Origin of the sequence: Halopseudomonas sp. Lyrl_26, from assembly GCF_051948695.1 — a bacterium.
Taxonomy (GTDB): Bacteria; Pseudomonadota; Gammaproteobacteria; order Pseudomonadales; family Pseudomonadaceae; genus Halopseudomonas; species Halopseudomonas formosensis.
Genome location: NZ_JAYJLH010000011.1, coordinates 24,776 through 46,051, shown reverse-complemented (window position 1 = coordinate 46,051; position 21,276 = coordinate 24,776). Strand labels below are relative to the sequence as shown.

The following is a 21,276-nucleotide window of genomic DNA, read 5'->3' as shown; positions in this document are numbered from 1 at the left end:
ATCACTCCTCCGGTACTGCGTGCTCGCCACGTCGAATAGCCTGCATGAACTCCAGCTTGAGCAGCAGTTGTTGCATGCCTTCGATATCGAGACGCTCGGTATTGTGCGAGTTGTAATCCTCGCTTTGGGTGATGCTATCTTCACCCTGTTCGACGTACTTGGCGTAATTGAGATCACGCAGGTCTGGAGGTACCCGGTAGTACTGCCCCATATCCTCAGCACAGGCCATCTCTTCGCGGCTCAGCAATGCTTCGTACAGTTTTTCACCATGGCGAGTACCTATCACCTCGATAGGATGATCCGGCTTACCCATCAGACTTGTCAGCGCCTTGGCCAGGGTCTCTACCGTCGCAGCCGGTGCTTTCTGGACAAATATGTCCCCGTTGTTGCCATGCTCGAAGGCGTGTAACACCAGATCCACCGCATCGGACAGCGTCATCATGAAGCGGGTCATGTTCGGATCAGTCAGTGTCAGGGCCTTGCCCGCGCGGATCTGGTCGATAAACAGCGGGATCACAGAACCCCGTGACGCCATGACGTTACCGTACCGGGTACCGCAAATAACCGTCTTGTCATCCTCGGCATGACGGGATTTGGCCACCATCACCTTCTCCATCATCGCCTTAGAAATGCCCATGGCGTTGATGGGGTAAACGGCCTTGTCGGTACTTAAGCACACAACGCGCTTGACCTGGTTCTGGATGGCAGCCTCCAAAACATTCTCAGTGCCGATAACGTTGGTTTTAACTGCCTCCATCGGGTGAAACTCGCAGGAAGGTACCTGCTTCAGCGCGGCAGCATGAAAAATATAGTCCACTCCCCGCGTGGCATTTAAAACACTTTGATAGTCGCGCACGTCTCCTATGTAAAACTTCAACTTTGAACTAGCATAGTGCTTTCGCATATCGTCTTGCTTTTTTTCATCGCGACTAAAGATCCGAATTTCAGCCAAATCAGTATCAAGAAAACGCTTAAGCACAGCATTACCAAAGGAGCCAGTTCCACCTGTAATCAACAAAGTTCTTTTTTCAAACCCCATACTAAACCCCAACCCCTCTTCCTAACCCTAGTCTTTTACCATAGTTAAGAAAAATAAATATAAAAGTCACAAAGAAAAAAGCATTAGGCCCAAACAAAAGCCCTTTAGTATTAAGTACGAGGCCTGCCCCAAACCATGCAACTCCAAGCAAGCTTTTTCCAAAAGCGGCCACCGATAAGAAAAACATGAATAAGACAAACAACAGAGTAAAAAAAACACCCCCATAATTATACATATGGATCCATCCAATATCTGACGACAAACTAAACCCTCCTTGGAAAACATATACCCCCTCTCCAAACAGATGCCCCCAAACCCCATTATTCAGAAAAATAACATGATTATCAATCAAGGCCCTCACTGTTCGGGAGCCGTCTCCACCGAATTCAGAAAACAACCTGGGGAAAACCTCATCCCCAAGCTGATATACAAAAAAACAAACAACACTCACAACCAAAATCGATAAAAACCTACTAAAAAAAGAAGCCTTTGAAAGAAAGACTCCAATCAATATCGCAACAACCACTAAATTAGAGTTTACCAACTGAGTAACAGTTGAAACAAACCCAATAGCAAATCTCTTAACCAGCAAAAAGGATACCAACACCATTACAAACGGCGTTGTAAAATTTATCTCATTAGACAGGCCAAACCCTCTAACATGCAAGTTATGCTCCCTCAGGTTAACCGCATCTATCCCTCCGCCCATCAGCCCTGTGAGAAAAAACTTGATCTCCGGATCTAGAAACGTGATCAACCAGAAAGCAAACTGCACCCAAAAAGAAACAACAATTACATTCAAAACTGAATCATAGTCAAATTTAAGAAACAAAAAGACAAGTAAAAAAGCAGGGACTGCTGAAATCAAAATAATGGATAGCGACCTAATTGCAAAGCTATTTGTAAAGTTCGTCACCAGCGAGCCCGTAACTGCATCCACAGATAACGAGAAAAACAAAATAGCTAAGAATGATAAAATAGCACCAAGCCCAATGCTAAAAAAAAACACTCTATAACCTTTAAGTGCAAATATTATAAAAAAAACAGAGAAAACAAAGGTTAAATAAAAACTTGAGTGAAACAAAGATATTTTATAGAAAGTTAAAAAAAATAGAACCACTGATAAAAAACTCATCTCTTTACAAGCCTCCTCACATACGGATAAGCTATCACAAGAGAAACAATATATCTAAGCAACCTTACAGAATGAAGCCTCCTATAATTTTTAAATATAAACTGAATTTTTGCTTTCATTTGCTTTCGGGGATTAGTCGTAATCCGCTCCCCATCGTGCTGAACGACGGTAACACAAACGTCGTCAAAAACATAAGCATCTGTAAACTCAGAGGCCCGCAACAAAATATCAGTATCTTGCCCTGCGACCAACCTGCTATCCCACCCCCCAATTGCATCAAAGAGGGAAAACTCGAATATAACACATGACGTATTCACTTCATTACCATAGCGAGCAAAGCGCTTAAAGACCTCCACTCCACTAGGCTGTCGAAAACTTACAGACGCCCCATTAGTGAACTTTGCTGTCAGAAACACCATCTTATTATTATCATCTAGCTTCTTTAACCTATCGCAAACAGCACACACTCCCTCGCTGTCAATATAATCATCATCATCCAGAAACCATATCCACTTGGCCTTCGATGCTGTGGCACCCTGATTTCTGGCACCGGCCCCTCCGGTATTTTTGGACAGGAACAAAAAAATGAAATCCGGATATCTTTCAGCTATACTTTTTAGCTCTTCTCTATCACTAGGCCTACTGCAGTCATCCACTACCACGACTTCTAAATCAGTCCTCCCCGCTGCAGGGGCCAATCTTTTCAGTAACCCCTCGACAAGTGCCGCTCTATTATAGGTAGGAATAACAATACTTAAAATCTTCAAAACCCGCTCTCCCCAGCCACACCAACTAACCACCCTATACAAGCACGCCTACTTTCCATATACAATATTACGTGCAGACTTACTGACCGCCCCTTAACCCACGCCCGCGCCCCATGAAAGATCCCTATATCCCCCCATAGAAAAAAGCAAAAACCACTCATGATATAGAAACTTTTCCAGCCAACCTCTTACACACCATAAAAAATAGCAAAATATAAAACACACTACTAACAAGAGAATAAGAAGCTACAGAAAACATTACCTCATCCAAATAAACACCCAAACATAAAGAAGCAAATTTTAATGAAAGAAAGGTAACTTCATAAGTCAAAAAGAATTTCTGCATCCCCAAGACAGGTATCGTGCTGATTATAGGTCTCGCAGACAACGAGAAAGTCATCCATATAGCAATCCATCTTGCAAACTCACCTGCCTCGCGCCACTCCAAACCAAATACCAATGAAAACAACCATGGCCCAGCAACAAGAACGGGCAGAAACACCATCCCCCCAAGTGCAACCAAAGAAAAAGTGGCCTTGTACAAGATTCGCTGGAGCTCAGTAGGATTTTCGTATAACTCGGTCGCTTTAGGATAAAAAACATTACCGACAGACTGGCCTACTAGAGTAGCCGGGGCTGCAAGTACACTCCGTGTCAGCGCAAAAAAACCAGCAGCGGCAGGCCCGAAAAAAACCGCAAGCATCAGAACAGGCAACCCTTGGGTTAACGCATTCAATGCGACCTGGGGCGCCCGGTACGCGGGGAAGTCGCGGTGACGCCTGGCCAGCTCTCGGACTGTCCCAGTGGGTTGGTCAGCTTGTGGCAGTGCTTCTTTGCTGCTACGGATCCCAAACCATAGCAAAACGGCATGAAAACCTTGGGAAACGGCTGTAATGATGATCAGCGCTGCACCGGCGGGATGCACTACACCCACTCCCGCTATGACAGAGTTGCTGATCAGGGCCTTCATCACTTCGACACGTGCGGTTGTACGGAACTGTTTTTTCCTGACCAGCCATTGCAGAAAAATTTGCTGAAAGGCAGAAAATAGCATGGCAACGGGGATCAACAGCATGAAGCCAGCGACAGCTTGCATACTGAGAGCCTCTGCGATCCAATCTCCAGCCACCAGCAGTAGGACGCTGGTCATTACTGCGATCGATAGCGCGAGTATTGCGCTGAGCTTTGCTATACCTTTGGCATCCGCATCGGTTTTGGCCAGCACTATGGCGATGGGGTAGGTCAGTGCCGCGACGGGCATAAGCACCGTAATTATCGCCATGTAGATACCCAGCAGGCCGAAGGCTTCGGGGCCGTACAGGCGGGTAATTATGGGTGCAAAGGCCATGGTAATGGCCTGGGCTCCGGCGGTGCCGGTGGCAACTATGGCTACGTTGCGGACGAATTTGCTTTGACCAAGCTGTTTGATACGGATTAACAAGTGCAGAGTTCCAGAATCAAAAGAAGACGCCTTATGGATTAGCAATAACTCACAAGCCCAAACCTGTCAGCGCCAACTTTTATGGCACTGGTCGGTCAGCGGAGATAACTTTCGATGAGAACACCTGTGCCTGGCTTTCAGGCATCCGACTGAAACAGGTCTCTTGTATAGACCTTGTCCCTTACATCCAGCAATTCATTCGCCAAGCGGTTGGCTACTATAACCGCGCTCCTCTGCTTGAATGTTTGCAGATCATTGAGCACGGGTGAATGAAAAAAATGATCTTCCTTGAGAACCGGCTCGTACACCACCACTTGAATGCCCTTGGCCTTGAGGCGTTTCATGATGCCCTGTATGGCGGAGGCTCGGAAGTTATCTGACCCCTCCTTCATGACCAGACGGTAGACGCCGACGGTGGGCGGCACGTGCTGACCATTGCTGTCGGTTTGCGGCGGCTCGGCCAGAGTCTGGCGGTAGACTCGCTCGATGATATCTTCGGCAATGAAGTCCTTGCGGGTGCGGTTGGAGTCGACGATGGCTTTCATCAGGTTGCTGGGCACCTTGTCGTAGTTAGCCAGCAGTTGTTTGGTGTCTTTCGGCAGGCAGTAGCCGCCGTAGCCGAAGCTCGGGTTGTTGTAGTGGTTGCCGATGCGCGGGTCCAGGCCTACCCCTTCAATGATCTGGCGGGTATCCAGGCCGTGCATGGCGGCGTAGGTGTCCAGTTCGTTGAAGTAGGCTACGCGCATGGCCAGGTAGGTATTGGCAAACAGCTTGATGGCTTCGGCTTCGGTGCTGTTGGTAAAAAGTACCGGTACATCTTGCTTGATCGCGCCCTGCAGCAGCAGATCAGCGAAGGTCTGCGCCTGCTCGGACTGCTCGCCGACAATGATACGGCTAGGGTAGAGGTTGTCGTGCAGGGCCTTACCTTCGCGCAGAAACTCGGGGCTGAACATGATGTGCAGGTCGGGGTGCTGCTGCCTGAGCTTTTCCGTATAACCCACCGGCACCGTGGATTTGATGACCAGCGAGGCGCTCGGGTTGATCTGCCCAACGGTTTCCACCACCGCTTCGATGCTGCGGGTGTTGAAGTAATTACTTCTGGAGTCGTAGTCGGTCGGGGTGGCGATGATGACCCAGTCGGCGTTGGCATAGGCCTGCTGCGGGTCAGTGGTCGCGGTGAGGCCGGTCGGACTGCGGCTGTTGATGCGGCCCTCGGCCTGATACTGGTTGAGCAGTTGCTGAATGTCGGCGTCTTCGATGGGGGAGATACCATCGTTGAGCTGATCTACCTTGGCCTGGACGATGTCCATAGCGGTGACTTTGTGGTGCTGTGCCATGAGTACGGCCAGGGAGAGGCCGACATAGCCGGTGCCGGCTACGGTGATGTTGAGGGGGGTCATTTAACTTGCTTCCATGGTCTGGCCTAACTCGCGACAAACATACGTATGGTAGTCACGAAGCCAGGCAGCGTAATGCTCAATCGCTGGTTTGTAGCTGTGCGCTATGTTAATCCAACGCTCTGCGGCCAGCTTATCGGCACGCAGTCGCAGGCTGAAATAGGCCAATCCAATCAGTTGATCAACCTGTTGCCGGTGGTGTTTCTGCTCTTCCATCTGTTTTGTGGCTTGCTCTAGCGCATGCACTGCAAGCACTCCATACTCTCGCCGCCAGCCTGGCTGTGCCGTTGGTGCCAGCTGATCATGATAGGCGAGCACCTCATCACAAATGATCAACCAGGCTTCTATGGCCTGCTGCGAGGTGCCTTGTTCCGTGAGCCATTCGGCTTTTTCACGCAGGTGATCGAACAGCCGGATGAATGCGGTCTGTAACGCTTCTGGCGTGTCGGCTTGCTCCACCCTGGCCTTGTCGATATCTGTCCGGTAGCGATGCCATTGCGTCAATGGGGCAATCATCTTGGGCGATAAGCTGGTCAGGTAGGTGTCGATGGCCGTACTGTGCTCCAGCAGTTGTGTGGCGGCACGCTGCAGCAGGGCAAATAGTTGTTCGATATCGACGCCATTCTGCTGCTGTGCAGTTCGTATTTCCTGCTTCAGGTCATGGCGCACTTCCACAAGCCCAGCCACACGATCACTTATCGGTATTGCTGGTGAAGAGCCGGCAAGATTATCCAGCAAGCGCTGGAGCAATCCGGGGTAATCCTCAGTGCTATGCGGCACTGCATCATTGCGCAGCATGCGCAGCTGTGAAATATCCAGGGCAAGCTGTTCACGTGGCGTACGTGGCTTTAATCGCTTGAGTTGACGGTCAAACTCGGCATAGACATCGCTTATCCAGCCGGGGTCACCGGCTTCACGTGCAGCATGCAGTTGGTTATTAAGTACGGACAGTACATGCGGTAAGTCGTTGGGGTCACCGACTGCGAACGCTTCGCGTAACACCGCTTTGGCTTCTTCCGTCTGGCCATCACGTACCAGCGCGATGGCCAGGTTGTGGTGAACTATGTCAGTCAAGTCCGCACGGGCTGCGTTGTTGAACTCCGTCCGTGCGGCCCGCAAATGCCGAAGCTGCGTATCCTTACGACCCTGTAAGCCTTCAATCCGAGCCAGGTTATTGTGCAGTAGGACGCGTTCTGCTGAGTCCTTGCAGCGATCCAGGCCGGTCTCGAGTAGCGCACGTGCCTGTGCATAGTGCTCGCCTTGTAATTGCAGTTCTGCCTTAACTAAGAGGCACTTAAGGCTTGCCTCGCACTCCGGCTCTGGAACCTTTTCCAGCCGGCGCTGCGCTTCAACAGGGTTGTCGGCATCAAGGTACAGCAGCGCCCACGCTATTTGAAGAGACAGGTGCTCATCCGTTCGCAGATGCCGCTGGTCGAATTCGCTCAATGCCTCATGCGCCTTGTTGAGTTCTCCCTGTTGGGAATATGCCTGCGCCAATATAGCGGCACGCTTTACCCGGTAATGCGTACCTGAAAAACGCAGCGGTTTTTGCAGGACGCTGGCGGCGCGGTCTGGTTGTGCTGCATGCAGTGCTGTTTCAGCCTGGGTCAGCCGTGCTCGTTCATGGGGCAGCAATTTGAACCATACCAGGCGCGCAAAGCCGAGCACGGCGATTGCAAACAATGCTAGAGCAAGTGGACCTTGACCTACAGCGCCGCCGGCACTGGCCAGCAACGTCGGAATAGTAATCACGGCGTAGCGGGGCTCGGTGAGCAGGTGGCGTGTGTCAGAGCGGAGGAACTGAATCAAGGTAGATATTTCATCAAAGACCAATTTGACGAAAATCTAACGTCGGCAGCATCATCGGACCATAAATATGCCTACTACTTAACATCATCAGTTGTTCACGTGCTGCTGAATAGAGTATAGATGCGCCGTTAACCACAACAGTTCTTTTACAGTCGCTGAACTCTGCCTCTTCTGCCAGTCCAAAAACGCCTTCGATCACGACCTCGAAGCTGTATGGTAATTCGCCGGCCTCTGGTTCATAACCCAGGGCCAGACGCAGAAGAAATGGGCCGCGTTCGCCCGCTTCGTCGTTGCTGAAAAGGCTCACTTCAGGCTGCAGTAGTATCCCATCAAAATCAGGATAGGGGCCTTCGCTATCAGCAAAACTTGCAGGATCGTATGAGTCCTGAGCTGCCAGCGCCAAGGTGACAAAGTGGTAGTGCTTTAACTGTAAAGGTGAGCGATTCATGTCAAGACCTAAGCCACAAGCTTCAAGTGGCATTCCTCACGAGTGTAATGGCGGGTCGCCAACGCACGCTGTGAAACCTTACGATGGAGCTCGTTAACTGCATCCAGAAGTTGTCTCGAACGCTCGAGGTTGCTGACTGCCTCCTGATGAATGGATCGCTGCTTTTCCAAATCTACAACGTCAACCTGCTCACAAGGCTTGCGCAATACAACATCAAACTCCAAGCCAATAGCTCGGCATACCTCAAATATGGTCTTCAAGGTCAGATTTGTACTGCCTGTCAGCACCTTCGTTACCCGGCTCGGCTTCCATTTAAGCTTTTTCGCCAGCTCGGCACGACTAAGCCCAGCCTGGTGTACAGCGCTTGCCAGTGCGATGGCGACGTCTTGAGCTTTGGCTTCGAACTGGATTTCTTCATCTTCCCAAAGAGCTTCAAACAGCCCTGAAAAGTCGTGATCAAGTGTGCTCATGGTTATCTCCGTGATGACGGTGCGTCTTGAGGGATGGCTGGCTCCAAAAGAAGCTCACTCTCTGCTTCCGCATCGATGTAGTGCTTTACTTGCCTCTCAAGTGCCAGCTTTTCAGCCTTGGACAACGAGTCTTTACGCTTTGACATGACGCCGGCCAGGAAAATCAGCTTTCTATGACCGTAGTAAAAGGGCAGCCGCACATTTCCGTTTCGGATCCGCCAGATTACCCTCACTTTCCCTTTGTAAGTAAATTCGTGCAGCTCATGGCATTGCTTGGAATCGTAGTGGACGGTTAGCGGCTGCCCAATCGCTGCCACCTGGATCAGTTTCTTCAGCCCCTGCAGCGCTGACCTTTGGTCTTCGCGGCTTTCAAGAGCCGCGAGCTGGGCGAACAATATGCAGCTGCTGTAATCGTCACTCCCGCAAGGAGCGCAAACCAGCCAGCTGCCTTCGAGCGGTCTGGGCTCTGCTTGGTTAGGCACCCGAAGGCTTTGCAGTGTGATTCGCTTTAGGTGGAGGGCCATGTTAACTTTTAAGTGAATTCCTTTCAAGCGCCTAAGGTGTTCAACTGTGTTTTGTCAGCCGTTTGTTATTCTACGGTCACGGATTTAGCCAGATTCCTCGGCTTATCCACATCCGTCCCCTTTACCAAGGCCACATGATAGCTGAGAAGTTGCAGCGGTACGGTATACACAATCGGCGATACGCCTTCATATACCCACGGCAAGATCAGATGGGTGACGCCCTGCCCTTCATCCATCTCCACCCGCTCACAGGCAAAAGTAATCAGTTGGCCGCCGCGTGCGCTGACTTCCTGCAGGTTGGATTTGAGCTTTTCCAGCAGGCTGTCGCTGGGGGCCACGCTGACTACAGGCATGTTTTCATCTACCAGCGCCAGTGGGCCGTGTTTCAGCTCGCCGGCGGCATATGCTTCTGCGTGGATGTAGGAGATTTCTTTAAGCTTGAGCGCGCCTTCCATCGCGATGGGGTAATGGGGGCCGCGGCCCAGAAACAGCGCATGGTGCTTGTTGGCAAAGGTGGTAGCCAGCTCTTCGATGTGCTGATCCAGGTGCAGCACTTTCTCGAGCAGACGGGGCAAGCCTTTGAGTGCTCGGACATTGGCGCAAATCATTTCCGGTGCTCTGTCGTTTACCTGAGCCAAGGCGGTCGTCAGCCATAGCAGCGCTACCAGCTGCGTTGTAAAGGCCTTGGTTGAAGCTACTCCGATTTCCGGGCCTGCCTTGGTCAGCAGACGCCAGTCGGCTTCACGGACCAGGGAGCTGCCGGCGACGTTGCAGATGGCAAGGCTGGCCAGATAGCCCTGCTGTTTGGCGTAACGCAGCGCTGCAAGGGTATCTGCAGTCTCGCCGGACTGGGAGATGGCAATGAGAAGGGTATTGGCTGGTACCGCCACCTGGCGGTAACGATACTCACTGGCGACTTCTACCTGACACGGCAGCCCTGCCTGCTCTTCTATCCAGTACCGAGCCACAAGACCGGCGTGGTAGCTGGTGCCGCAGGCGACGATGTGAATGTTCTGGATGTCTTTCAGCCGGGTTTCTGCCTCAGGACCGAGGATGGCAGTGAGTACGTGATCCTCGCCCAGTGTGCCTTCCAGCGTATTGGCTATGGCGACGGGCTGTTCGTGGATTTCCTTGAGCATGAAGTGGCGGTACTCGCCCTTCTCCAAGCTGTGAGCGGCGTGCTCGTAGCGCAGTACCGGGTATTCCATCAACTCGTTCTGCCGGTTCCAGACTTCTCTGGACTCCAGCGTCAAACGGGCGTGGTCGCCCTCCTCCAGATAGATGAACTGGTCGGTTACCTGTAGCAGGGCCAACGGGTCTGAGGCGATAAAACGCTCTTCACTGCCCTCACCTATGACCAGGGGACTGCCCATGCGGGCGCAGTACAGTGTATTGGGCTCGTCCTGATGGATTAAGCCCAGGGCGTAGGCACCGTGGAGTTCGGCCAGGGTGGCGCGGAAGGCGCAGAGCAGGTTCTGTTTCTGGCTGTAGTGATGGGCCAGCAGGTGGGCGACTACTTCGGTGTCGGTTTCCGAGGTGAAGCTGTAGCCCAGTTCCTGGAGTCTTTTGCGCAGTTGGTTGTGGTTTTCGATGATGCCGTTGTGGACTATGGCCAGCCGTTCGGACATATGGGGGTGGGCGTTGTGTTCGGCGGGTTTGCCGTGGGTCGCCCATCGGGTGTGGGCTATGCCCAGGTGGCCGTAAACGGGCGCAGCTTCCAGGGCATTTTCCAGCTCGATGACCTTGCCGACTGCGCGGGTGCGTTTGATGCCGTTGCCGGTGGCCAGAACGGCGACGCCGGCGGAGTCATAGCCGCGGTATTCGAGGCGGCGCAGGCCTTCTATGAGGATGGGGGTGATGTTGCGTTTGGCGATGGCGCCTACTATTCCGCACATGGGTGAATCCTGGGTTGATGCATTGTTGTTAGCTTGCCTCGTTTCTTTCGCCCCGAGGGCGGGGCTCCCACAGGGGAGTGGAGATATCCTGCGGGGGCTATTGGCATCCTTTGTGTGGTGCTTCGGGCACGCTACCGCCCCAGGATTTGATGTCGGCTTCCTGAGGACATTTGGCAATAAGTTGTCATGGGCGCAGGTTTCAGTCTGCTCCCGGCGGGTTATGACCGCGGCGCTCTGGTTTCGTTCAGCCTGACGCTTTGAGTGCTTTCAGCGGCACTCTCAATTCCTGTTGGCGATGCAACAGATTCAGCAGAACTATGGCCCGCTCTTCACCGTCGGCCTTGCAGAAGACGGCGTCCAGATCCTTGAAAGGGCCTTGAATGATGGTGACCGGCTCGCCTTTCTGGAACAGGGGTTTGCCTTCGACTGTTGCCAGCCTGGCGCGCAGGTCTTCGATGATACCATCGGGTACCGCAAGGGGTTGATCGGCGAAGGTGACCATGCGCAGCACGCCGCGGGTGGAGCGGATGCTGTGCCAGCTGTCGTTGATCCTGCACAGATTGATGAACAGGTAACCGGGGAATAATGGCTGTTGTATGACAGTCCGCTTCCCCTGGCGGATCTTCTCGACCGTGTGCTGCGGGCAGTAGCAGGGGAAAAGCTGGTTGCGGAGGTTCTGCTCGGCCCGGACCTCCTGTCGTGGCTTGCACTGAACAAGATACCAACGTGCTGTGGCAGAGCTCTCCGTCACTGTAATCCCTGATCATCGCTCGGCAGAGGCGGCGATATTACTTGGCCATCAAATTGCTTTGCAAGCCTGAACAGGTCACAGGCCCACCGTGAAGGTGCAGACCTTACCGCCAGATGAGCGTTGTGACAATTCGCATTTGGTATTAAGCCTGTGGGTTATGGAATAAGCACTTCCAGACTCCGCCCATAACGGCGCGCCTTTTCCCTCAGTGCATCAGCCAGTTGCTGCTTCGCATACAGCTCGCCGTGCACCAGACGGACCTGTTGCGGCCAGTGCCGCATGCCGGTGACGAACTTGACCAGCCCTGCCTGGTCAGCATGGGCAGAGTAGCCGCCCAGGGTGGTGATGCCGGCGCGAATATCAAACCGCTCGCCCTCCAGCTCCACATACCCGCCCTGCGACCCGTATTTCTGGATGGCCCGGCCTGGCGTTCCCTGGGCCTGGAAGCCGGTAAAGATCACGTTATGCCGGGGGTCGCCAAGCATGGCTTTGAGGTAGTTGACCACCCGCCCTGCACTGCACATGCCGTTGCCGGTGATGACTATGGCCGGTTGCCGGGTCTGGGCCAATCGGTTGACCATGGCCAGGTGCTGGCCATGGGTATTGACCGTAAGCAACTGCTCGAACCCCAGAGGTTTGTGCCCGGCCGCCACCCGCCGCAGCGCCTCCTTATCCCAGTACGGCTTCAGTTGTCGGTACAACTGAGTAAAGCGTGTGGCCAGCGGGGCATCCAGGATGACCGGCATCTGCAGCCAATCACCTTTCTGGCCACTGATGATCGCTTCCAGTTCGTAGAGCAGCTCCTGGGTGCGACCGATGCTGAACGCGGGAATAAGCACAGTGCCACCGTCCGACAGAGCCTGCTCCAGCGCGCACTGAAAACGTTGCCTCCGGGTGCGCCTGTCCTCATGCAGCCGGTCGCCATAGGTACTCTCGAGGACGACGACGTCGGCGTTGTACGGGATATCCGGTGCGGGCAGGATAGGCGCGTGTGGCGCTCCCAGATCGCCCGAGAATATGATTCTTCTCCGACGCTTTTCTTGCGGGTAGTTGACGTCACACTCAACCCAGGCTGAGCCGAGTATATGCCCGGCCCGCTGAAAGCGTATGCGCAGCACCAGGTCATCTCGGTTGATGACGGTCATCCACTGACGGTAGGCCGCCGGCTGCAACATGGGCTCGACCTGTTTTATGAAGCGCTCGGCCAGTTGGGCATCCCGTCGAATGCCGAGCAGAAAGGCATCTTCCAGCACTGTTGGCAGCAGCATGGCGGAGGGCTCGGTGCAGTACACCGGCCCCTTGAACCCGGCGGCGATAAGCCAGGGCAGCCGCCCGACATGGTCGATATGCACATGGGTCGCAATCAGCGCCTGGATGCCCGCAAGGGGAAACTCTATGGCCATATTCCCTGCCTGGGTGCCGCTCCGGGAGATCTCGGCGCCCTGGAAAAGCCCGCAGTCGATCAGGACGCTGGTATTGGGAGTCAGATGCAGCTGATGGCAGCTGCCCGTTACGCCGTTCACGGCACCGTGGTGTTCTATTCTGGGGTAGGTCATGGCGAGTCCTTGCCTGGCTTTTAGCCGATTGTGCTATGAAACCATCCCGGGCTGAAGTGACGGAGTTTGCAATTTGACTGCAGGGTCCCTCCGGGAGCCGAGCCGTGGTCCCCATGGTGGATCTGAGGGATGGCGGCGACTCGTTTTCTTGACCTTGTAACCTGTTCTAACTACAGTTGCGCCCTTGGTCCGCTGGGTTACAGATGTGACGAATGGCATGTTCAAATCGATTCTGGTCGTTTGTGTAGGTAATATCTGCCGCTCCCCCACCGGTGAGGCATTGCTCAAGAGCAAGCTCCAGGGCCGGGGTATTGAAGTAACTTCAGCCGGCCTCGGTGCGCTGGTCGGCAAGCCGGTGGACAGCACTGCAGCTGAGGTGATGGCCACAGCGGGTTATTCTTTGCCGGATCATCAGGCGCGGCAACTGACTCAGAATATGCTGCGCAGTGCCGATTTGATTCTTGTTATGGAACAAAAACACCTCCAGTCGATCCATAGCATGGCACCCGAGGCGAGGGGCAAGACCTTTCTGTTCGGCAAGTGGTTGGATAGTTGTGAGGTTCCTGACCCTTACCGCCAGCAGTTACCCGCCTTCGAGCACGTGTTCAGAATTCTGGATAAGGCCGCCGACGCCTGGCTGCCTTATCTTAAATAGTGGTTTCTTCCAGCAAGTCAGTACAAATAGAGAGCAAGTGAATGCAGAACCCCCCTGCGGCGGCGCCCACCAACCAGAACGATGAAATTGACCTGCTGGCGCTGCTTGGTGCCTTGATTGATAACAAGGGCATCATTATCGCCTGCACTGTTTTCTTCGCCGTTGTCGGTGTTGCTTACGCATTGCTGGCCACGCCTATCTATTCGGCCAATACCGTAATTCAGGTCGAAGAGAAGTCCGCCGGGGTTGGCAGCCTGCTTGGCGACAGTGAGTTGTTCGCTACCACTTCTGCTGCGGTCACCGAGATCGAGTTGCTGAAATCCCGCCAGGTCATCGGCCAGGCAGTGGACAACCTCAAACTGACCATCGTGGCCGAACCCAAGCTGTTCCCGGTGATCGGCTCCTTCATGCACCGGCGCTTCCAGCCCAGTGCTGAACAGCCCATAGCCAGCCCTTTTCTGGGCTTTGACAGCTACGCTTGGGGGGGAGAGTGGCTGAATATTTTTCAGCTTGAGGTGCCGGACAGTTATCTCGGTAAGCCCCTGACACTGACTGCGGGCGAGAACGGTGATTTCACGCTGTATAACGAGGATGGCGATGCACTGGTTTCTGGCAAGGTTGGCGATGCTATTGACCAGGATGGATTCAAGATTCAAATAGCAGAGTTTGTAGCGCGCCCAGGGACTGACTTTGAAGTTGTCAAACGCAGCCGACTGAGTACTATTCTCGGTCTGCAGCGCGAAATCAGTGCCAGTGAAAAGGGCAAGGACTCGGGCATTCTGAATGTCACGCTGGAGCATAGCGATCCGTCCTTCGCCATGGGTGTGCTGAATGAAGTCAGCCGCCTGTATGTGCGCCAGAATGTGGAGCGCAAATCCGCTGAAGCCCAGCAGAGCCTTGAGTTTCTGACTGACCAGCTGCCCAAGGTACGCCGGGACCTTGAGCAGGCGGAAGACGCACTCAACGCCTACCAGGCCAGCGCTGGCTCGGTCGATATCACCATCGAGACCCAGTCCATTCTGAACCAGGTGGTGGAGATCGAAGCGGCCATCTCGGAGCTGGCCCTCAAGCGCGAAGAATTGCAGCGGCGCTTTACCCGTGACCACCCCAGCTATCAGGCGCTGATGAGTCAGCTGGGCCAGCTGGAAAGCCGCCGCAACCGTATGCTCCAGGACGTAGGCAGCCTTCCCGAGACCCAGCAGGAGCTGCTGCGGTTGACCCGTGATGTGCAGGTGAGTACCGAGATCTACACCCAGATGCTGAACAAGTCCCAGGAGCTGGATGTCATGCGCGCCGGCACCGTGGGTAACGTAAGGGTGATTGACGAGGCTGTTGTTGATACGAGCCAGCCGGTCAAACCGAAGAAAGCATTGATCGTAGTCCTCGCCACCCTGCTGGGCGGCATGCTGGGTGTAGCCATCGCTCTGCTGCGCCATGCCCTGAACCGCGGTGTCGAGAACCCGGAGTTGATTGAGCAGATCGGCCTGCCCGTATACGCGTCCATCCCCTTCAGCAAGGACCAGGAAGTGCTGGAGCGCAAGGGCAAGGGTGTACAGGGGTCCAGCTTGCTGGCTACCACCAACCCGGCGGACCTGTCCATTGAAGCCCTGCGCAGCCTGCGTACCAGCCTGCATTTCGCCATGATGGAAGCGAAGAACAATATCCTGATGATCTCCGGCCCCAGCCCGGGGGTGGGCAAGTCCTTCGTTTCTGCCAACCTGGCCGCCATCATTGCCCAGGCCGGGCAGAAGGTTGTGCTGCTTGATGGGGATATGCGCAAGGGCTACCTGCACAAGCTGGTGGACCATAATGCCGAGCCAGGCCTGTCTGACCTGCTGGCCCATACCCATACCCTGGCGGATGTTATCCACAGGACAAACGTCGAAGGGCTGCACTTTATCGGTCGTGGGCAGATTCCGCCGAACCCTTCAGAGCTGCTGATGCATGCCAACTTCCAGAATCTGCTCAACCAGTTGAGCCAGATGTATGACATGGTCATTATCGATACGCCGCCTGTTCTGGCCGTGACCGATGCGGCGCTGGTTGGCCGCCTGGCAGGCACCAGCCTCATCGTTACCCGCTTCGGCCTCAACCCGGTCAAGGAGATCGAACTGACACTGCAGCGGTTCCGCCATAATGGAATTGAGATCAAGGGCGCCATTTTCAACGCAGTGCAGAAGAAGGCCTCCGCCTATGGCTATGGCAACTATGCTTATTACCAGTACGAGTACAAATCGGATGTAAAGTCGTCCTGATAACAGCATGTAACCTGATTGCAACGTGGGAACTTGTAGCATCCAGTGGGTTCCCATCTGCTGTGAACTGGGTATAATCCCCAATAACCCCATCTTGAGGAGTCGAGATATGAAAAAACAAACAATTGCCCTGCTGGCCAGTGGACTTCTGCTCGCCTCCGGCATGAGCTTCGCTCAGGACAACAACGCAGCTGCCGGTACCAGCGGTAGCGCAGCTGCCGGCGCAGCCGGTGGTCTGAGCGCTCCCGTCGGTATCGGTCTGGTTGTCGCCGTCGGTGGTCTGGCATACGGTGCCTCCAGCGATGGCAGTGGCAGCGGTAGCAGCACCAGCACTGCGACCCAGCCTGGCAACTGATTTCCATCAACGGCTGATCAAAGCCACCTGAAACCATGTCTTCAGGTGGCTTTTTTTATGATAACCAGAACAGAAGAATGCCACCCATGACCCGATTCCCGCTTGTCGCCCTGGGCGCTACTACCCTCCTCCTACAGGCCTGTGTGCTCGCACCGGGCATGCATATGGATACTGATCGTCTGGTCAGCCAGGACTCCGCCGAAAACAGCATGGTGGAGATGGTGCAGATCACACCCAAGCTGATTGCCCAGGATCTGGCCGTTAAATCCCAGGCTGAGGTGCCCCCGGAGCTGTTGGATTATGTGCCCGAGAACTACCGCATCGGGCCAAACGACGCACTGTTTATCACTGTGTGGGATCACCCGGAACTGACTATCCCCGGTGGCCAGCAGCAACCCTCCAGCGCCAACGCTCGGGTGGTACGGGACGATGGGACTCTGTTCTACCCCTTTATCGGTAATGTGCATGTAGCCGGCAAGACCCTGGAAGAACTGCGTGAGATCATCGCTACGCGCCTTGCCCGCTATATCGAGCAACCCCAGGTTGACGTTAACGTTATCGAGTACAACAGCCAGAAGATCTACTTCAGTGGCGCCTTCGAGAATACCGGCATTCTTCCCGTCAACGCCCAGCGCCTGACCCTGTTGCAGGCCATCGGCCAGGCGGGAATTGCCCCCGAGCGTGCTGATCTGTCCAACCTGACCATCACCCGGGATGGCCAGACCTATCGCCTGGATTACGACCGGCTGACCACATCGCCAAGCCGTATCGGTGAGGTGTACCTCAAGCCGGGTGACAAGGTACACATGGGACTGAACGACTCCCGCAAGGTGCTGGTCATGGGTGAAATACCCCGGCCGGGCGCGCTGCCGTATCGCACCAGCCGGATGACCCTGAGCGAGGTGCTCGGTACTGTTGGCGGGCCATCTCCCCTGAGCGCCAGCGGCAAGGAGGTGTATGTCATTCGCGGAGTCGAGAATATCGAGACCGACACCGCCACCATCTTCCAGCTCAATGCCAAATCGCCTTCGGCCTTCCTGCTGGCCAATCAGTTCGAGATGCAGCCCCAGGACGTGGTATTCGTCGGTGCTGCCGGCATCACCCGCTGGAACCGCGTGATCAGTCAGCTGCTGCCGACCGCCACCCTTCTCTATACCGGTGCCCGTACAGAAGACGAAGTAAGAAGCAACAACTGAGGAGCTCCCAGTGAAGACCTTTTTGCAACGGGTCGCACTGGGCGTGGCCTTTGTCGGGCTGGCCGGGTGTAACTCCTTGACCGGCGATGCGCTGGATACTCTGAACGTCGCCGTCTTCGGGCCGGAGTCCCAGATCAGCATCGCTCAGGTCGCAGCAATAGATGCCCCTGTGCTGCTGGCCAACCTGGGCGTGGCCGAGGCACTGCTGGTAAGCCCCGGCCGCGGCGTCGGCTTGAGTGAGTGGCATGGCCGGACCGAGATGTTGCTGACCCACCACGGCCGGTTGGTACAGACTGCGGGCCTGCCCGTGGACGTTATTGCTCCGCTGGCGGCGGATGACCCCTTCATGACCGGTTTGCATGCTGTTGCCGATGGCCATGAAATCACCCGCCTGGTGGACTACCCTGCCCAGTACCGCACTGGACTGCCCCAGCATGCCCGTTACAAGCGCGGCAAGGTCGAGTCCATCAATTTTATGGGGCGCGACCACCAGTTGCTGCGCGTTGATGAGTACATTCGCATGCCGGAGCTGAATTTCCGGGCACGCAACCAGTATTGGGTCGAGCCTGACACTGGCCTGGTGCGTCGCAGCGTCCAGCATTTCTCTCCCGAGCTGCCACCGCTGATATTGACGCTGGCCAAGGTTGAGGGGGGCGCGCCATGAATATTCTGCGCTCTCTTTCTCATGTGGTTTCCGCCGCTCTGCTGCTGGGCAGTGCCCAGATCGCCGCTGCTGAGACCGTCAGCATCAGCGGTGCGGTGCTCAAGCCGGGCACCTACCAGTGGCACGCGAATGCCCGTTTGCACGACGCTACCGTTGCCGGCCAGGTGCGGGCTGATGCGTGGTTTCTTGGAGCCGCTTTGTTGCGCCAAAGCGCGCTGGAACCCCAGCAGCGGCTGAAGGCGGGCGTGCTGTTCGAGCTGCGGCTCAACCGCCTGCATGCGCGCACCGAGAACAACTCCGCACTTTATACCCTGCTGGAGGATTTCACCCAGCAGGTGCAGGACATGCCGGTCACTGGCCGCGTGCCCGCCGAGCTCAACCCGCTGCAGCTGATGATTCCGAGCCGTAATCCTTTGCTGGAGCCCGGTGACCAGTTGGTCTACCCCACCCGTCCCGATCATGTGCGCGTGCTGGGGGCTGTGCAGGCGCCCTGTGTGCTGGCCTTTGACGTGCAGGCGCAACTGCGCGATTACCTGGGTCAGTGCCCCGCCCATGCAGCGGCGGACAAGGATCAGGTATTTGTCATTCAGCCGAACGGTCGCGTTCAGGAAGTGGGCATTGCCGCCTGGAATGCGCAGCCGGCGAACATCGCCGTGGGGGCCATGATCTATCGTCCGGTCAGCTCTGCTGTGCTGTCGCCGGAAACGCCCGACCTCAACAAGGACCTGGCAGAGCTGCTGGCTACACAATATCGTCTTGGGGGCCGCTTCAGTGAGTAAAGCCGTGTTTCGACATGCCGCCCTGTTTGCCCCTGCTCTGCTGGCTGTGGCTGTTGCCGCTCCCCAGGCTGTGGCAGACCGCTATCGTACTACCCAGACCGATTACGGCGGCGTGGGCCTGCTGCAGACCCCGACTGCGCGTTTTGCCGAGGAAGGCGCCTTCCGCTTCAACGCTACGCGGGTTTCACCCTACAGCCGTTACAGTATTTCGGTCACGCCAGTGCCGTGGCTTGAAGGGACGCTGCGTTATACCGCGATGACCAACCTCACCTATGGTGGCGAGGACAGCGATTTCGGCGGCGACCAGAGCAACAAGGACAAGGCGGTAGACGCCAAGCTGCGCCTGTATCAGGAATCCCGCTGGCTGCCGCAGATTGCGCTGGGCTTTGTGGACGTGGGTGGTACCGGTCTGTTCTCCAGCGAATACCTGGTAGCCAGCAAGCGCTTCCATGATCTGGACTTCAGCCTGGGTATCGGCTGGGGTTATCTGGGTAACCGGGCAGACCTGAGCAACCCCTTCGGCGGGCTGCGCGATGAGGACCGGGCTGGCCGCGAAGCCGGTGACCGGGGCGGCAACTTCAACACTTCGACCTATTTCAGCGGGCCGGCGGCCATCTTCGGCGGTGTGGAATATCAGACCCCTTGGGATCGCCTGCGGTTGAAGCTGGAACTGGACGGCAACGACTATCGCTCTGAACCCGGTGATCCGGACTTCGAGGCGGCGGATTCGCGGATCAATCTCGGCGCGGTGTTCCGCGTCAGCAACGGCGTCGATATCACAGCCGGCTGGGAGCGTGGCAACACGGCCATGATCGGCATCACCTTCAGTACCAATCTGACGAACCCCTTTCCGCGTAAGTTCCTGGACCCCGAGCCTGAGGCCCGTCGCGCGCTGCCGCCGGGCGTCAGCGGCGAGCAGGTGGACTGGGCTGATGTCAGCAGTCGCTTGAAGGATAATGCCGGGTTCGCGGTTGAAGATATCGCCGTCCGCGACCGGGAAGTGATAGTAACCGGTGAGCAGACCACCTACCGCAACGAAGCGGAGGGGGTTACCCGGGCCGCGCGCATTCTGGATAACAGCCTGGGTGAGGGTTCTTACGACTGGTACACCCTGGTGAACAAACCGCGCGGCATGACCGTCAGCGAGACCAGTATCCGGGCTCAGACGCTGCGCGACTACGAGGATAATCGTGTTGATCAGCAGGATCTGCGCCGCGGCATCGTCAACGCAACACCGAGCGTCGTGAACAAGGATGTGCTGCATGCCGCCGAGCTGAACAAGTTCGACTGGGGCCTGAACCTGGGGTACAAGCAGAACATGGGCGGCCCGGATGGCTTCATCCTCTATCAGTTCCTGGCTCGGGTGAACGCCGAGTACCGTTTTACCCGCAACAGCTGGATTCGCGGCAACCTGGGCGTCAACCTCCTGAACAACTGGGACAAGTTCGAACTCGAAGGCGAGAGTCAGCTGCCCCAGGTGCGTACTCATATCCGTGAGTATCTGACCACCTCGGATGTGATGCTGGAAAACCTGCAGTACACCTGGACCCGCCAGCTGGACCGCGACGTCTACGCCATGGCCTACGGCGGTCTGCTGGAGAACATGTTCGGTGGTGTTGGCGGTGAAGTGCTCTATCGTCCCTTCGATTCCAGCTGGGCCATCGGTGTGGATGCCAACTGGGTCAAGCAGCGCGGTTTCCGTCAGGACTTCAGCTTCCGCGACTACTCCACCTGGACCGGGCACGTTACCACCTACAACCAGACGCCATTCTGGGATGTTCTGGTACGCGCCAGCGCCGGGCGGTATCTGGCAGGCGACTATGGCGGCACCCTGGATCTGTCGCGCCGCTTCGCCAATGGGGTGACCGTGGGCGCCTGGGCTACCCGCACCGACGTATCGGCGGAAGAGTTCGGTGAGGGCAGCTTCGACAAGGGTATCTATTTCACGATTCCCTTCGATGCCTTCTTCGCCCGCTCGACCAACTCCGCGGGTACCATCGCCTGGGCCCCGGTTACCCGGGACGGCGGTGCACGACTGGTGCGCCAGTACCAACTGTATGACCTGACGCAGGCCAGGGATATCAAGCGCTTCAATGACGGGTTCGGCATGATGATGGAGCAGCAGTGACCCCTGTGCGTC

19 protein-coding genes are annotated in these 21,276 nt (G+C 55.7%); 7 read left to right on the top strand and 12 right to left on the bottom strand.

The features are described from left to right. Position 1: 1 nt before the first annotated feature. The 12 genes from VF673_RS12305 to VF673_RS12250 form a co-directional block, all read right to left on the bottom strand. A complete protein-coding gene (locus tag VF673_RS12305) occupies positions 2-1,039 on the bottom strand; it encodes a polysaccharide biosynthesis protein (protein ID WP_440292168.1) in 1,038 nt (345 codons plus the stop codon). 1 nt (position 1,040) lies between these two features. Continuing rightward, the gene (locus tag VF673_RS12300; RefSeq protein WP_440292167.1) at positions 1,041-2,174 is read right to left on the bottom strand and encodes a hypothetical protein; all 1,134 of its coding nucleotides are present in this window, start codon (positions 2,172-2,174) and stop codon (positions 1,041-1,043) included. Beyond that, positions 2,171-2,941 carry a glycosyltransferase family 2 protein gene (locus VF673_RS12295; protein ID WP_440292166.1) on the bottom strand — a complete coding sequence of 257 codons (771 nt, stop codon included), beginning with the start codon at positions 2,939-2,941 and terminating at the stop codon, positions 2,171-2,173. Before VF673_RS12295 ends, VF673_RS12300 begins: the two co-directional genes overlap by 4 nt. A 157-nt stretch (positions 2,942-3,098) precedes the next feature. Further along, on the bottom strand, positions 3,099-4,382 hold the full coding sequence (locus tag VF673_RS12290) for a lipopolysaccharide biosynthesis protein (protein ID WP_440292165.1): 1,284 nt from the start codon (positions 4,380-4,382) through the stop codon (positions 3,099-3,101). 137 nt (positions 4,383-4,519) lie between these two features. Beyond that, positions 4,520-5,782 carry a nucleotide sugar dehydrogenase gene (locus VF673_RS12285; RefSeq protein WP_440292164.1) on the bottom strand — a complete coding sequence of 421 codons (1,263 nt, stop codon included), beginning with the start codon at positions 5,780-5,782 and terminating at the stop codon, positions 4,520-4,522. Then, a complete protein-coding gene (locus tag VF673_RS12280; RefSeq protein ID WP_440292163.1) occupies positions 5,783-7,588 on the bottom strand; it encodes a tetratricopeptide repeat protein in 1,806 nt (601 codons plus the stop codon). 13 nt (positions 7,589-7,601) lie between these two features. Next, entirely contained in the window at positions 7,602-8,036 is a 435-nt protein-coding gene (locus VF673_RS12275) for a hypothetical protein (protein WP_440292162.1), read from the bottom strand. Positions 8,037-8,044: 8 nt separating this feature from the next. Further along, positions 8,045-8,506: a helix-turn-helix domain-containing protein gene (locus VF673_RS12270; protein WP_440292161.1), complete on the bottom strand. Its 462-nt coding sequence runs from the start codon at positions 8,504-8,506 to the stop codon at positions 8,045-8,047. Positions 8,507-8,508: 2 nt separating this feature from the next. Next, complete coding sequence (locus VF673_RS12265) at positions 8,509-8,901, bottom strand: hypothetical protein (RefSeq protein ID WP_440292160.1); 393 nt, start codon at positions 8,899-8,901, stop codon at positions 8,509-8,511. Positions 8,902-9,095: 194 nt separating this feature from the next. After that, positions 9,096-10,925, bottom strand: coding sequence for a glutamine--fructose-6-phosphate transaminase (isomerizing) (gene glmS, locus VF673_RS12260; RefSeq protein ID WP_440292159.1), 1,830 nt, complete (start codon positions 10,923-10,925; stop codon positions 9,096-9,098). Positions 10,926-11,169: 244 nt separating this feature from the next. After that, positions 11,170-11,676 (bottom strand): transcription/translation regulatory transformer protein RfaH, encoded by a 507-nt coding sequence (gene rfaH, locus VF673_RS12255; RefSeq protein ID WP_440292158.1) that lies wholly within the window; start codon positions 11,674-11,676, stop codon positions 11,170-11,172. Between the two features lie 155 nt (positions 11,677-11,831). Continuing rightward, a complete protein-coding gene (locus tag VF673_RS12250) occupies positions 11,832-13,232 on the bottom strand; it encodes an MBL fold metallo-hydrolase (protein ID WP_440292157.1) in 1,401 nt (466 codons plus the stop codon). 217 nt (positions 13,233-13,449) lie between these two features. Here VF673_RS12250 and VF673_RS12245 point away from each other — a divergent pair, with 217 nt between their 5' ends. From VF673_RS12245 to VF673_RS12215, 7 genes are all read left to right on the top strand, one after another. After that, positions 13,450-13,887 (top strand): low molecular weight protein-tyrosine-phosphatase, encoded by a 438-nt coding sequence (locus VF673_RS12245; RefSeq protein WP_440292156.1) that lies wholly within the window; start codon positions 13,450-13,452, stop codon positions 13,885-13,887. A 41-nt stretch (positions 13,888-13,928) separates the two neighbouring features. Beyond that, the gene (locus VF673_RS12240; RefSeq protein WP_440292155.1) at positions 13,929-16,142 is read left to right on the top strand and encodes a polysaccharide biosynthesis tyrosine autokinase; all 2,214 of its coding nucleotides are present in this window, start codon (positions 13,929-13,931) and stop codon (positions 16,140-16,142) included. Positions 16,143-16,251: 109 nt separating this feature from the next. Next, positions 16,252-16,497 carry a hypothetical protein gene (locus VF673_RS12235; protein WP_440292154.1) on the top strand — a complete coding sequence of 82 codons (246 nt, stop codon included), beginning with the start codon at positions 16,252-16,254 and terminating at the stop codon, positions 16,495-16,497. Between the two features lie 86 nt (positions 16,498-16,583). Beyond that, entirely contained in the window at positions 16,584-17,693 is a 1,110-nt protein-coding gene (locus VF673_RS12230; protein ID WP_440292153.1) for a polysaccharide biosynthesis/export family protein, read from the top strand. A gap of 10 nt (positions 17,694-17,703) precedes the next feature. Continuing rightward, on the top strand, positions 17,704-18,357 hold the full coding sequence (locus VF673_RS12225; protein WP_440292152.1) for a YjbF family lipoprotein: 654 nt from the start codon (positions 17,704-17,706) through the stop codon (positions 18,355-18,357). Next, positions 18,354-19,136, top strand: a complete 783-nt coding sequence (locus VF673_RS12220) for a capsule biosynthesis GfcC family protein (protein WP_440292151.1) — start codon at positions 18,354-18,356, stop codon at positions 19,134-19,136. The genes VF673_RS12225 and VF673_RS12220 overlap by 4 nt, the downstream gene beginning before the upstream one ends. Before the next feature lie 46 nt (positions 19,137-19,182). Further along, positions 19,183-21,264: a YjbH domain-containing protein gene (locus tag VF673_RS12215; RefSeq protein ID WP_440292191.1), complete on the top strand. Its 2,082-nt coding sequence runs from the start codon at positions 19,183-19,185 to the stop codon at positions 21,262-21,264. The last annotated feature ends 12 nt before the right edge of the window (positions 21,265-21,276 follow it).

Coding starts and splice junctions, on each gene's coding strand:
- VF673_RS12305 (WP_440292168.1), bottom strand. CDS start 1,039: ATGGGGTTTGAAAAAAGAACTTTGTTGATTACAGGTGGAACTGGCTCC.
- VF673_RS12300 (WP_440292167.1), bottom strand. CDS start 2,174: ATGAGTTTTTTATCAGTGGTTCTATTTTTTTTAACTTTCTATAAAATA.
- VF673_RS12285 (WP_440292164.1), bottom strand. CDS start 5,782: ATGACCCCCCTCAACATCACCGTAGCCGGCACCGGCTATGTCGGCCTC.
- VF673_RS12275 (WP_440292162.1), bottom strand. CDS start 8,036: ATGAATCGCTCACCTTTACAGTTAAAGCACTACCACTTTGTCACCTTG.
- VF673_RS12270 (WP_440292161.1), bottom strand. CDS start 8,506: ATGAGCACACTTGATCACGACTTTTCAGGGCTGTTTGAAGCTCTTTGG.
- glmS (WP_440292159.1), bottom strand. CDS start 10,925: ATGTGCGGAATAGTAGGCGCCATCGCCAAACGCAACATCACCCCCATC.
- VF673_RS12250 (WP_440292157.1), bottom strand. CDS start 13,232: ATGACCTACCCCAGAATAGAACACCACGGTGCCGTGAACGGCGTAACG.
- VF673_RS12245 (WP_440292156.1), top strand. CDS start 13,450: ATGTTCAAATCGATTCTGGTCGTTTGTGTAGGTAATATCTGCCGCTCC.
- VF673_RS12240 (WP_440292155.1), top strand. CDS start 13,929: ATGCAGAACCCCCCTGCGGCGGCGCCCACCAACCAGAACGATGAAATT.
- VF673_RS12235 (WP_440292154.1), top strand. CDS start 16,252: ATGAAAAAACAAACAATTGCCCTGCTGGCCAGTGGACTTCTGCTCGCC.
- VF673_RS12230 (WP_440292153.1), top strand. CDS start 16,584: ATGACCCGATTCCCGCTTGTCGCCCTGGGCGCTACTACCCTCCTCCTA.
- VF673_RS12220 (WP_440292151.1), top strand. CDS start 18,354: ATGAATATTCTGCGCTCTCTTTCTCATGTGGTTTCCGCCGCTCTGCTG.